A 13,363-nucleotide genomic window follows, 5' to 3' on the forward strand; every position below is an offset into this window, starting at 1 on the left:
ATGATGAGATGATAAAGATACAATCCCTCCGCCGGCATTATCCGGATCAGGTGCAGAACCAATTTCCCGGGTATCATCTCAGCCAATAAGGCACCCCGTTGCGGGTTCAAAATTGCGGATTTTTTCTGGATCGTGAAAGGTTTTTACGTATTTATTAAATACTTTTGCAAAAAAAAATCATGAGTAATATCTGTACCAATTGTGATACCGCGAATAGTTTAGACGCAAAATTTTGTAAAAGTTGTGGTTATTCTTTGCCAAAGCAAAACTCTGTGAAGGAAGTGATACATACTGAAACTGAAACAGACAAGAAAGTTATTAAGAAAAAATCGAACATACCCGCAGTAATAGGTTCTGTAGTAGGTTTTTTTGCAATGTATTTCCTTGTTCAATCTTTCTTTAATAATGATAATTCTATTGATAAAGAGATGAAGGCTATTGCAGATGAGCTTAATAAAACCTGTCCAGTGCAAGTTGATGAATACACTGTTTTAGAAAATACTGTGGCACTGCCAGGAAAGGTTTTTCAATACAATTACAAATTGATAAGTTTAGATAAATCTGAAGTTAATTTAGATACTGTACGTAAATATGTGTATCCGGGTATTTTAGAAAACATCAAAACAAATCCTTCTATGGAACCTCAAAGAAAAAGAGATGTAACTTTTAAATATTGTTATAAAGATAAAAATGGTGCTTTTGTTGACCAATATGTAGTTAAACCAAACGATTACAAATAAAAAACTCCCTTTCAATTGTGAAAGGGAGTTTTTTCTTAAGCATTTTGCTGCTCTTTAATATGTGCTTTAATGCGTTCTTCTAATTCTTCCTGAAGTTCCGGATTGTCTTTAATTAATGCTTTAACGGCATCGCGACCTTGCCCTAATTTTGTGTCGCCGTAGCTGAACCACGATCCTGATTTTTTCACGATTTCAAAATCAACTGCCAAATCTAAAATTTCACCTGTTTTAGAAATTCCTTCACCATACATAATGTCAAATTCTGCCGTACGGAACGGCGGTGCTACCTTGTTCTTAATGATTTTAACTTTGGTACGGTTACCCATTACGTTATCGCCGTCTTTAATTTGTGTTGATTTACGGATATCTAAACGAACCGATGCATAAAATTTCAATGCGTTACCACCGGTTGTAGTTTCAGGGTTTCCGAACATCACACCGATTTTTTCACGTAACTGGTTAATAAAGAATACGGTACAATTTGTTTTTGAAATGGTAGCAGTTAATTTTCGTAACGCTTGCGACATTAAACGGGCGTGTAACCCCATTTTAGAATCGCCCATTTCGCCTTCAATTTCACTTTTCGGAGTTAAAGCTGCTACCGAGTCAATGACTACTAAATCAATGGCTCCTGAACGAATTAAATTTTCGGCAATTTCCAATGCTTGCTCTCCGTTATCTGGTTGAGAAATAATCAAGTTGTCAATATCTACGCCCAATTTCCCGGCATAAAAACGGTCAAAAGCGTGTTCTGCATCAATAAAAGCGGCAATTCCACCGGCTTTTTGTGCTTCGGCAATTGCGTGTAAAGTCAATGTGGTTTTACCAGACGATTCCGGTCCGTAAATTTCAATGATTCTACCGCGTGGATAGCCCATCACTCCCAAAGCTAAATCCAAACCTAAAGACCCTGAAGGAATGGCTTCTACTTCTTCCACGGCACTATCGCCCAGTTTCATTACGGTTCCCTTGCCGTATGTTTTGTCTAATTTATCTAGCGTAAGCTGTAATGCTTTCAATTTTGCTTCTCTGTCTGCACTCATAATCTTTTCTCTTATTTTAAAGGTAAAAATACCTTTTTTTATTGAATTATTATTGTTTTCAAGGTTTAAAAATGGATTGTTTTTTGCTTTTAAAAGATCCTTTTTGTACCTTAACAACTAAAAATTAAAATTATAGTTATGAAAAAGATGATTTTATGGGTGGGGTTTATCTCTTTCCTGACCATTTTCAGTTGCAAAGATATGACTGAAAAACGACAAGAAACGTCGTTAGAAAAAAAATTAGAACGAAAATACGAAAAAGCTCAGGATTATACCTATACCAATTGGGTGCTGAAAAGCAGCGATTCGGTTCGGAAAGTGTTTAAAGAAAAGTTCACTTCGGCAGAATTAACCACTATTGTGGCACTGAACCGCGTAGATAAAAGCACTTTTACAAGTGTTGATACGCTGCTGATTCCCGATCAGTTTGATGATGATTTCTTGGCTTATTCCCCTTTTCCTTATACATTAATGAATGCGAAAGACATTAAAAAACTGGCGATTTTTTCATATCCGATCCAAGCATACGGATTGTATGAAAATGGCGAATTGATTAAATGGGGACCATCAAGCATGGGGTCTAAGCAGCATTCAACGCCCGAAGGTTTGTATTTCTGCAATTGGAAAGGAGAAGAAGTAATCAGTACGTTTGACGACGAATGGGTATTGCGTTGGAATTTTAATATTCAGAACGAAGAAGGAATTGGCTGGCATCAGTATGCATTGCCGGGTTATCCTGCATCACATTCGTGCCTGCGTTTGTTAGAAACCGATGCCAAATTTATGTACGATTGGGCAGACGAATGGATTTTAGCCGATAAAGAAACCGTTAAAGCAAAAGGAACTCCGGTAATTGTATATGGAAATTATAATTTTGACGGCAGAAAACCTTGGCTTGATCTGGCAAAAGACAGCCATGCCAACGATATTTCTAAGGATGAATTGGACCAAATTGTAAAAAAATACCAGGCAGAGATTTTAAAAGAACAGAAAAACAGGGCTTCTATTCAACAATAAAATTTCTTTTGAAGTCATTTTTTTTTCAATAATTCAGTTAATTTTTTTAGTATCTTCGTTTAAAAATTGAAAATGAAGAAAATATTACTGATTGCGGTTTTATTTGCATTGCTTTTTTCATGTAAGAAAGAAAGCCCAAACGCTGATGATGTTTCAATTGACACTGATACTTTAGAAAAGATTAATACAGAAAAGTTGCGTATTGACTCTTTGCGAATGGTTCGTCAGGACAGTCTTGCACAGGTTCGTAAAGATAGTTTGGAGCAGGTTAAAAAAGATAGCTTGCAAAATCTTATTATTCAAAAGAGAAAACAAAAAAAATACGAGGTTTTTAAAGGAGAATCTTTTAGTTATTGGCCAATAAAATCAAGTGATTCTTTACGCAAACTTTTTTACAACACTTTTAGCAAACAGCAACAATATACCATTGCCGCGCTAAACCGTATTGATACAGATCACATTAAAACGCGTGACACACTGATTGTTCCAAATGAATTTAAAGAATCGTTTATAGATTACACGCCGTTTCCGCGAAAACTGGATAATTTAAACGATGTTGCTAAAATCGTTATCTTTTCATATCCCATCCAGGCTTATGGCGTATATGAAAATGGAAATTTAGTTAAATGGGGGCCAACAAATATGGGAAAACAATCGGCACAAACTCCGCGTGGTTTGTTTTTTACCAACTGGAAAGGACGCCAAGTTACCAGTACCGTTGACGATGAATGGATTTTAAACTGGAATTTCAACATCAGCAATAAAGGCGGAGTTGGTTGGCATCAGTATGCATTGCCGGGTTATCCTGCATCACACTCTTGTTTACGTTTGTTAGACGCCGATGCGCAATGGCTGTATAATTGGGCAGATCAATGGGTTTTGTCAGATAAACACACTGTACAAGTAAAGGGAACCCCGGTTATTGTTTATGGCGATTATAAATTTGGTGTTAAAGGTATCTGGTATCGGTTAGTAGAAAATCCTGAAATAACAACCATTTCAAAAAGTGAATTAGAAGCTATTGCAGAGCCTTATGTATCTGAAATCTTGAACCAGCAAAGCATTAGAGAAGAGTATATTAAAAGTAAAACTCCAATAACTGAATCAAAAGTAGATTCTTTAAAAGTTGTTAAGGATAGTCTTAATTAGATTAAATTCAAATTAAAAACGAGTTATTGCGGTATTTATTCTTTTTGTAATTTTAAAATAAAAAATTATGAAAAAGAATGTAATTTATATCTGTACTTTTTTGTTGGTGGGATTTATTTTAATGTCATTCAACAATCATTTTAAAAGTGAATCGTATCAAGATGTTTCTGAAGACGGATTTAAAAACCTTAAAATTTTACCAAAAGATATTTCAAAAGACAGTTTAATGTCATTGATGAAAGGTTACAATCAGGCATTGGGTGTAAAGTGTAATCATTGCCACACCATGAATAAAGCATCTGACGAGAAACACGAAAAAGAAATAGCCCGCCACATGATTAAGTTTACCAATGCGTTGAATGCAAACGAATTTGCACCAATTGGCGAAAAATATAAAAATGCTATTGAATGTGCAACCTGTCACAGAGGTTCAACGAAACCAATGGACGATACACGGGCGTTTATGTCGCTAAAAGAAGAAAAGAAATAGCTTATAATATCATCAGTTTTTAGAAAAATTTATTATATTTATGTTTTATTAACCTGTTAATTAGTAAATTATGAAACAGTTTTTTGTGTTGTTACTTTTTATGGGGATAGTAACTGTTTCTTGTAAAGGCGATGATAGTAATTGTTGCCCCCATCCAGATCCAACAAATTGTAATAAGTTTTCAGTGATTGATGAAACAAAATACAGTCAAACAGACACAAGCAATTACACTATAACCAATGTGGTTTTAAACGGGGATTGTTTAGAAATAACAATCGGTGCAAGCGGTTGCGACCCGAATAATTGGGATATGAATTTATTCGTTTCGGAACTTATTGTGGAAACAAATCCTGCACAATATAAAACAAAAACAGAACTTATAAACAACGAAGCCTGTTTGGCAGTTTTCCAAAAAACCGTTTCATTTGATTTAACGACTTTGCAGATGCCGGGAGCAAATCAAGTTCAGTTGACTATCGAAGGTTGGAACACACCAATTCTTTATCAATATTAATTTCCTGATTTTTATCATTTGACGTTGTTATAATTAATCATAACTTTGCACCGGATTCTTCCATTTAGAGTCCGGTTTTATTATTTTTATACTCTTAAATTGTTTATAGCATGCAACTGTACAACACCTTAAGCGCAGAACAACGCGCACAATTAATTGAAGAAGCGGGACAAAAACGCATTACACTTTCTTTCTATCAATACGCAAAAATTGCCGATCCGCAAAAATTCAGAGACGATTTATTCCTTGCCTGGTCAAAGCTCGATGCTTTAGGAAGAACCTATGTGGCTCATGAAGGAATTAACGCTCAAATGAGTGTGCCGGCAGAAAATTTTGAAGCCTTTCGCGAAACGTTAGAAGTGTATGATTTTATGAAAGGTATCCGTTTGAATGTAGCGGTGGAACAAGACGATTTGTCGTTTTTGAAATTAACCGTAAAAGTGCGTAAAAAAATTGTGGCCGACGGTTTGAACGATGATACATTTGACGTAACCAACAAAGGAATCCATTTACGGGCTAAAGAATTTAACGACTTATTAGAAGATCCAAATACCATTGTGGTAGATTTTAGAAATCATTACGAATCAGAAATCGGTCATTTTGAAGGAGCCATCACTCCGGATGTTGATACCTTCCGTGAATCATTACCTATCATCAATGAAAAGTTACAAGAGCATAAAGAAACCAAAAACCTGTTGATGTATTGTACCGGAGGAATCCGTTGCGAAAAAGCCAGTGCTTATTTCAAGCATCACGGTTTTAAAAACGTGTACCAGTTAGAAGGCGGAATTATTGAATACACCCGACAAATTAAAGAAGAAGGATTAAAAAGTAAATTTATTGGAAAAAACTTTGTGTTTGACCACCGTTTAGGCGAACGCATTACCGATGATATCATTGCCAATTGCCACCAATGCGGTAAACCTTGCGATACCCACGTAAACTGTTCTAACGAAGCATGTCATTTATTGTTCATTCAGTGCGATGAATGTGCTGAAGCCATGCACGGATGTTGTTCTGACAAATGTTTAGAGATTATTCAATTGCCGGTTGAAGAACAAAAACGTTTGAGAAAAGGACAGCAAAAAGGCAATCTGATTTTCAAAAAAGGAAAGTCGGACGCTCTGAAATTTAAAAAAGAACGCAATGTTTTTGAAGAAGTAATTCCGCAAAAAGTTGCTACAGTAACCGAAATCCGTAAGAAAAACCGCGAACGCAAAATTTTGATCGGCAAGGGAGAACATTATTTTACCAAAGCGTCGGTAGCACAATTTAGTATTCAAAACCATCAGGTAAAAGTAGGCGATGAAGTGCTGATTGTAGGGCCATCAACCGGAGAAGAACGTCTTACGCTGACAAAATTCAAAGTCAACGGACAAGATGCAAATTTGGCGGTTATTAATGATAAAATCACTTTCGAAGTTCCGTTCCGTGTGCGTTTATCTGATAAATTATATGTTATTCATAACGAAAATTAATTTTAAATTTAACTCCGACAGAGTTTCAACTTTGTCGAAGTTATATAAAACAATAAAAATATTTTAAAGCAAGTTGGTAATTTACTAACTTGCTTTTTTAATTTAGTTAGAATCACAACCAAAATAATATATGGATTTAGAAGACATTCGGAAACATTATGAAAAAATGTCGGATAATCGGTTTATAAAGCTTTTAACCACCAATGCCCACGGCTTGCGTCCTGAAGTTTATGAAATTATTAAAAAGGAAATCAAAAAAAGAAAGCTAAGTCCTGATCTTTTCGAAGCAGTTTTAGCTCAAAACAAAGAATATTCTTTAGAAGAAATTGAGGTTTATGCAGAATTGATCAGAAAATTACCTTGCCCAATTTGCAAGAGAAAAGAGCTGAAATTAAATGGAACAATTTGCTATACAGTAACAAGTTTTATTTTGTTTTCAAGTTCGCGGAAAGAGGTAATTATAGCGTGTCCTGATTGTTTAAATAAGGAAAATAAAAAAGGAATCATTTCTACCGCATTGTTTGGCTGGTGGGCAATTCCGTGGGGTTTTTTAAAAACGCCTTTGTACATCTACAGAAATTTTAAAGCTAAAAAAGAAAATGATTTAAGAAATTCTAATAACACATTGAAAGATTTTACATTAGAACATATTGGCGAAATAGAAACCTATAAACAAGATAAAAAAATGCTTAGTTATATTATTGAAAATTATGAATTATGAATAAAATATACTACCTGAAAACCTGCGATACCTGCAAACGCATTTTAAAACAAATTAAAAACATTGACCAGTTTCAGTTACAAGACATAAAAGAACAGGAAATCACTGTAAAACAACTTGAAGAAATGCACCGGTTAACCGGCAGCTATGAAAAACTGTTCAGCAAACGGGCAAAGCTTTATAAAGAAATGGGTTTAAAAGATGAAACGTTAACCGAAAATGATTTTAAACGATACATTTTAGAGCATTATACTTTTTTAGCACGTCCTGTGATTATTTATAATGAGAAGATATTTGTAGGTAACAGTCCAAAAAATATCGAAAGAATGTTAGAAGCCATTAATTGATTTTTTTTTTATAAAAAGATTAGTAAAGGTCAAAGTTCTTTAAAAAGAGTAGTTTACAAGAAGTGAAAGTGCTATCGGTAACGATTTAGTAATGGTGCTTACTGCACTTGCTTTCTTTTGATTACCTTGTAAATCAGTAGCAAATATAATAAATCTGTTAGATTTAAAACCTCCTTTCAACAGTTAATTTTGTGCTTTTTAAATTTATCTCTCGGGGCAATTCATACTGAATATTTTTAGAATTATTCCCACAGTTGGGGCTAAATAATGACAAAAATATTCCCACAGTGGGGTTGAACTGGGGAAATACTGTCACTCATTCTTATGATTTTTGTGTGTCAATTAGGGATAAACTGAAATTAAATTTCAGTGTTCATCGCAAAAACTATTAGGTATGAAGCACTCCTTGGAACACATTATTTTAGAGATACACAATAAGGAAGACAAGATTTTGTCACAGTGTAAAGGGATTATTGATGAGGCTTACGAAATGACCCTATATCTGCAAGACCTGTTATTTTCCATCAAGAAAGACATTGTTGATGAGGGCTTTAAAAGTGATACGGAAGAAATACAATTCTTCCGAACCATTAAACCGCAAATTCTCGGGAAACTCATCTACTACAATAAGGTTTATCGAATTGAGACCAATTGTCCGGTCAATAACGGAAAGATGTATTACAGCTATTTTTCAGCCCATTTGGCGAACCTTAAACGAGAATACATTGAGCATATCTGCAATACCGATTTTTACAGGTATTACCGTTCAGGGCGAACTGACCGTGACCCCGTCTATTTCAAAAGAGGGAATATAAATTACCACGATGGGTTGAATAGCATTGTCTTTGAAATAGACTCTGAATTTTCTACATTCTACGATTATAAGACGGCGAGGATTATTGCCAATGAGTTGCTCTACACATATCTGCTGACGAAAATCAATCCCGATGAAAACCCCGATGCTATTTCTCAAAAGCCGGGAAGCTCCAAAGATATATTTTGGACAGACAGCAAAAATGCACTTGTCGAATTGACTTATGCCCTTTATGCTTCCGGTGTGATTTCGCACGGTAAAATCGGTGTCCGAAAAATCAGCTTGATGTTTCAGATACTTTTCGGTATTACACTGGGTGACCTGCATCACGCTTTCCACCGAATGAAAACAAGAGCAGGCTCACGAACGGCATTTTTAGACCAGCTTAAAATTTCACTCGAAGAATATATGGACAAAGGCCTATAATTCAATTTGCGCTTTATGTTCAAGGCAGTACATCAAAAGTGTACTGTTTTTTTATTTGCACTATTTGCCAATTGGCATACATTGGCAAATGGTTGCAAAACATACACATAAAATGTTCTAAACTCTTTAAAACCCTTATGAAATAAGGGTTTATGCCGATTGAAAAAAAAATCAAAAAACCACCAAACCAATGGGTAAGCATTGGCAGACAAACACTACCACCTTTGGGAACTTTGCATTGTAAACTTTAAAGAGAATTACAATGAAAATAATCACAATCGAAGAAGAAGCGTGGAAACAGCTCAATAGCCGTATCAACGCCATTGCGGACCATCTAAAAAGGTTGGAGGACACAAGCTATGATGACCTGTGGCTCAACAACCACGAGGTATGCCAATATCTGCACATTAGTGAAAAGACGTTGTGGCGTATGCGTACCAAAGGCGAGATAACCTACGCAAAAATGTACGGACAATACTTCTATACCATCGGAAGAATTAAGGATATGCTGAACGCCAATGCCATACAAAGTAGTGACGAGTTTGTACAAGAACTAATGGCAAAAGGCAAAGGGTATATCGAAAAAGGCAGGAAGTTAAATGAAAATATAAAATAGGTATCAACCAATAAGAATAAAGCTATGAACATTGACAGAATGGAATTTTTAGCGTGGATGGAACGTTTGATTGCTCGCCTTGATATGCTTGGCGACAATATTTATGATTTGCAAAAGAAAAGGAACAGTATAGACGGAGAAGAATTATTGGACAATCAGGATTTATTGCAAATGCTGAAAATCAGCAATCGTTCTCTACAACGGTATCGCTCCATTGGGAAGCTACCCTATTATACGATAAGTGGAAAACTGTATTACAAGTTGTCCGATGTGCATCAGTTCATCAGAGAGAGCTTTAATCCACCTCCAAGAAAATGAAGCCAATGAGTGCCAAACACTGCCTTTGAGTACCACATTGGACAAGGCAGTCAAAGCTTATTTTACTTTCGGCGATGAACTTTAAATTTTTCAGATTATGAGTGAAGAAACAACAAACAAACAGGAAATGCCCGAACAGTTATCGGACATATTGTTAGTGCTGGATAAGGAGAAAATGAAAATCCAAGCCGTAAAGAGCATTGACGAGAACGGAAAAATGGAAACCGTTGACCCCACGAATAAAAACCAAAATCAGTTTATGCGTGTGGATAAACACGGCGATTTCTTTTCCAATTTCTTTTCTAACTTTTTCAGCCAACTGAAAAACCCGACCAACTTTTCATTTTTTAGGGTAGCTGAACCCGAAGCTGTCGAAAAGGCAAAGGAAATGCAGAAGCAGATTGATAAGCCTACACCGGAAGGCGAAAAAATGATGAAAGAACACGAAGTGAAAACCGATACAAAAGAGAATAATAAACAAGAAAATAAAAATGATATGGCAACAGCACAAACAACACCGGAAACAAGCGAATACCGCTACCAACCGGAACAGATTGATTGGGACACAATGAAAAATCTCGGATTGAGCAAGGAATATCTTGAAAAAAGAAACCTACTTGACCCTTTGTTACGAGGTTATAAAACCAACGAACTTGTGCCGATAGGCGTTAATCTCGGAGGTTCAATCCTCCGCACAGATGCTCGTTTGTCTTTACAGCAAGGTGAAGACGGAAATGTTATCGTGGCAATGCACGGTATCAGAAAAGAACCTAACCTGCACTTTGATTTCTTTGGACACAAGTTTACAGCTGAGGATAAGAAAAACTTGCTCGAAACAGGTAATATGGGGCGAGTGGTAAATCTAATCAATTCTAAAACAGGCGAACTTATGCCTTCCATTATTAGTATTGACAGGCTTACAAATGATGTAATCGCACTGCGGACGGACTACATTAAAATTCCCGATGAGATTAAGGGTGTGAAGCTGAATGACGAGCAAAAACAAACCTTAATGGAGGGTAAACCGCTCAAATTGGACGGTATGATTTCCACAAAAGGTACAGAGTTCTCGGCAACGTTACAGTACAATGCCGAAAAACGCTATCCCGAATTTTTGTTTGACCGTAGCAATAACAACGGACAAAAGAAAAATAACCAACAAAGCAATCAGCAAAGCCAACCGCAGGAAGCCCCAAGAACATTTCGTGGTAAGGAACTGACCGATGAACAGTATAAGGACTTCAAAGCCGGTCAAACCGTGTATATGGCAGGTCTGGTTGATAAGAAAGGGCAAACGTACAACGGTTACATCACGTTCAACAAAGACACCGGAAGAACAGGTTTTGAGTTTCCCAATCAATATAAGGAAAGAATTCAACCGACCGAAGCCCACAAAACGCAGACTGCCGTCAATTCGCAGGGTAAAACCAACGAAGCGACCAAAAACATCAAAGAGCCTTTGAAGCCGGGGCAACAAAGACCGAAAAATGAAAAGCAACAGGAGCAACAAAATAAGCCTGCAAAATCAAAAAGTAGAAAAGTGAGTTAATTATGAAAACAATCATCGCAGAAAAACCAAGTGTAGCGAGGGAAATAGCAAGCCTGTTGGGAGCTTCCGATAAAAAGGACGGTTATCTGACAGGCAATGGCTATTTTGTTACGTGGGCATTCGGACACCTTATCGGTTTAGGAATGCCTGAAGACTACGGCATTTCTGGGTTTGACAAGGCATCACTGCCGATATTGCCAAACCCTTTTTTGTTGACCGTCCGTAAGGTTAAGAAAGACAAAGGCTATCAAGCCGATACAGGAGCATTGAAGCAACTGAAAGTTATTGAGCAACTCTTTAACCGTAGTAATAGCATTATTGTAGCTACCGATGCAGGTCGTGAGGGCGAATTGATATTTCGTTACATTTATAAATATCTGAAATGCACCAAACCCTTTGAACGCCTTTGGATTAGTTCATTGACCGAAAAAGCCATTAAACAGGGCTTTGAGAACCTTAAAGACGGGGCAGCATTTGACGGATTGTATCAATCTGCACAAGGCAGAAGCCGTGCCGATTGGCTTGTGGGCATCAATGCTACACAAGCGTTGAGCATTTCCGCAGGTAATGGCGTTTATTCGTTAGGTAGAGTGCAAACGCCTACATTGGTGTTGATTTGCAAACGCTTTCTCGAAAACAAAAATTTCTCAATTAAAAAGTATTGGCAGATACAGCTATTGTACTACAAAGAAGATATTGAGTTTAAGAGCATTTCAAAAAGCAAATGGGAAGACCAAAAACTCGCCGATGATACGTTGAAATCCGTTCAACGTATCGGAACGGCAACGGTTACATCGGTAGCGACCAAAAGCGTAACGGAGCAACCGCCCCTACTGTTCGACCTTACAGGACTGCAAAAGGAAGTGAACAAAAAGCTCAACCTTTCAGCCGAAGAAACCCTAAACATTGCCCAAAGCCTGTACGAAAAGAAGTTTATCACGTATCCACGTACCGGAAGTAAATACATTCCCGAAGATATGTGGGTGGAAATTCCTAACCTCGTGAGGGCTTTGCAAAACAGGGAAACCTGTAAAAAAGCCTTGTCAAAAATGAAATGGGGTCGTTTCAATAAACGCATTGTAAACGACCTGCGTGTTACCGACCATCACGGATTATTAATTACGGACAAAATCCCGTCTGCACTGAACGCAAAGGAAAATGAGGTGTATGATATGATTGCCTTTCGCTTGCTCGAAGCCGTTTCGCAAGCCTGTATCAAAGAGATAACCGATGTTTCGTTGGAAGTGTCGCACTATGATTTTACGTTGAAAGGCTGTAAGATTACCGAAGCGGGCTGGCGTGGTATCAAAGGCAATTTTTCCGATGATGATAGCGAAACGATACAAGATTTGCCTGAGCTGAAAAAAGGCGATGAACTCAAAATCAAGGAAGCTACCGTTTTGGAAAAGAAAACCAAACCGCCCGTGCTTTATACCGAAGCCGGGCTTTTGTCGGCTATGGAAACCGCAGGTAAGGAAATCGAAAACGAGGAAGAACGGAAAGCCCTGCAAAATATCGGTATCGGTACTCCGGCTACAAGAGCATCAATCATTGAAACCTTGTTTACCCGCAATTATATCAAAAGGGAAAAGAAATCCTTAATCCCGACCGAAAAGGGTTTGCAGGTGTATGAATTGGTCAAAGACCGAAAAATTGCAGATGTTTCTATGACCGCTGAATGGGAATTGGCTTTGCAGAAAATCGAAAACAACGAAGCTGATGCGGGTGCGTTTCAAAAGGAAATGGAAACTTATGCTTCAACGATTACCAATGAGTTGTTACAAACCTCCATTGCCCAAAGCAACCTGCCCAAACTTACCTGCCCGAAATGCAAAAGCCAGCAACTCATTATCCGTGATAAACTTGCCAAATGCCCCGATGAAGTTTGTAATTGGGTACAGTTCCGCAATGTGTGCGGTGTTCAAATCGGTGTAGCCGATATAGAAAATCTTGTCAATAAAGGCAAAACTTCACTCATCAAAGGAATGAAAAGCAAGGCAGGTAAGAAATTCGATGCCTACATCGTGTTGGATGCCGACTGCAAAACCTCCTTTGAGTTTGAAAACAAAAAATCAAAAAGACAATGACCGATATTATCATATCCCAAAAAGAAATAGCTCCGCTTATCCACACCATTAGGG

14 protein-coding genes are annotated in these 13,363 nt (G+C 37.2%); 13 read left to right on the forward strand and 1 reads right to left on the reverse strand.

The annotated features are described in order from the left end of the window. Positions 1-179: 179 nt before the first annotated feature. The gene (locus BLW20_RS09520) at positions 180-740 is read left to right on the forward strand and encodes a zinc-ribbon domain-containing protein (RefSeq protein ID WP_091099654.1); all 561 of its coding nucleotides are present in this window, start codon (positions 180-182) and stop codon (positions 738-740) included. Positions 741-775: 35 nt separating this feature from the next. On the opposite strand, the gene recA is transcribed toward BLW20_RS09520, so the two are convergent. After that, positions 776-1,783 carry a recombinase RecA gene (gene recA, locus BLW20_RS09525; protein ID WP_091099712.1) on the reverse strand — a complete coding sequence of 336 codons (1,008 nt, stop codon included), beginning with the start codon at positions 1,781-1,783 and terminating at the stop codon, positions 776-778. A gap of 138 nt (positions 1,784-1,921) precedes the next feature. Between recA and BLW20_RS09530 the strand changes: the two genes are divergently transcribed. The 12 genes from BLW20_RS09530 to BLW20_RS09590 all read left to right on the forward strand — a co-directional run bounded on the left by BLW20_RS09530 (position 1,922) and on the right by BLW20_RS09590 (position 13,309). Beyond that, positions 1,922-2,800 (forward strand): L,D-transpeptidase, encoded by an 879-nt coding sequence (locus BLW20_RS09530; RefSeq protein ID WP_091099659.1) that lies wholly within the window; start codon positions 1,922-1,924, stop codon positions 2,798-2,800. Positions 2,801-2,872: 72 nt separating this feature from the next. After that, positions 2,873-3,949 (forward strand): L,D-transpeptidase, encoded by a 1,077-nt coding sequence (locus BLW20_RS09535; RefSeq protein ID WP_091099662.1) that lies wholly within the window; start codon positions 2,873-2,875, stop codon positions 3,947-3,949. Between the two features lie 67 nt (positions 3,950-4,016). Beyond that, positions 4,017-4,439 (forward strand): c-type cytochrome, encoded by a 423-nt coding sequence (locus BLW20_RS09540; protein ID WP_091099665.1) that lies wholly within the window; start codon positions 4,017-4,019, stop codon positions 4,437-4,439. 70 nt (positions 4,440-4,509) lie between these two features. Continuing rightward, on the forward strand, positions 4,510-4,953 hold the full coding sequence (locus BLW20_RS09545) for a hypothetical protein (RefSeq protein ID WP_091099667.1): 444 nt from the start codon (positions 4,510-4,512) through the stop codon (positions 4,951-4,953). 110 nt (positions 4,954-5,063) lie between these two features. Further along, positions 5,064-6,431: an oxygen-dependent tRNA uridine(34) hydroxylase TrhO gene (trhO, locus tag BLW20_RS09550; RefSeq protein ID WP_091099670.1), complete on the forward strand. Its 1,368-nt coding sequence runs from the start codon at positions 5,064-5,066 to the stop codon at positions 6,429-6,431. Between the two features lie 130 nt (positions 6,432-6,561). Continuing rightward, positions 6,562-7,152 (forward strand): hypothetical protein, encoded by a 591-nt coding sequence (locus BLW20_RS09555; RefSeq protein WP_091099673.1) that lies wholly within the window; start codon positions 6,562-6,564, stop codon positions 7,150-7,152. Further along, positions 7,149-7,499 carry an arsenate reductase family protein gene (locus tag BLW20_RS09560; protein ID WP_091099676.1) on the forward strand — a complete coding sequence of 117 codons (351 nt, stop codon included), beginning with the start codon at positions 7,149-7,151 and terminating at the stop codon, positions 7,497-7,499. The genes BLW20_RS09555 and BLW20_RS09560 overlap by 4 nt, the downstream gene beginning before the upstream one ends. 394 nt (positions 7,500-7,893) lie before the next feature. Next, positions 7,894-8,739, forward strand: a complete 846-nt coding sequence (locus BLW20_RS09565; protein WP_091099680.1) for an RteC domain-containing protein — start codon at positions 7,894-7,896, stop codon at positions 8,737-8,739. Positions 8,740-9,001: 262 nt separating this feature from the next. After that, the gene (locus BLW20_RS09575; RefSeq protein WP_091099687.1) at positions 9,002-9,355 is read left to right on the forward strand and encodes a helix-turn-helix domain-containing protein; all 354 of its coding nucleotides are present in this window, start codon (positions 9,002-9,004) and stop codon (positions 9,353-9,355) included. A gap of 24 nt (positions 9,356-9,379) precedes the next feature. Continuing rightward, a complete protein-coding gene (locus BLW20_RS09580; protein WP_091099690.1) occupies positions 9,380-9,673 on the forward strand; it encodes a helix-turn-helix domain-containing protein in 294 nt (97 codons plus the stop codon). Positions 9,674-9,770: 97 nt separating this feature from the next. Further along, entirely contained in the window at positions 9,771-11,222 is a 1,452-nt protein-coding gene (locus BLW20_RS09585) for a DUF3945 domain-containing protein (protein ID WP_091099695.1), read from the forward strand. Positions 11,223-11,224: 2 nt separating this feature from the next. Further along, positions 11,225-13,309: a type IA DNA topoisomerase gene (locus tag BLW20_RS09590; RefSeq protein WP_091099699.1), complete on the forward strand. Its 2,085-nt coding sequence runs from the start codon at positions 11,225-11,227 to the stop codon at positions 13,307-13,309. The last annotated feature ends 54 nt before the right edge of the window (positions 13,310-13,363 follow it).

Source organism: Paenimyroides marinum, assembly GCF_900108395.1.
Taxonomy (GTDB): Bacteria; Bacteroidota; Bacteroidia; order Flavobacteriales; family Flavobacteriaceae; genus Flavobacterium; species Flavobacterium marinum.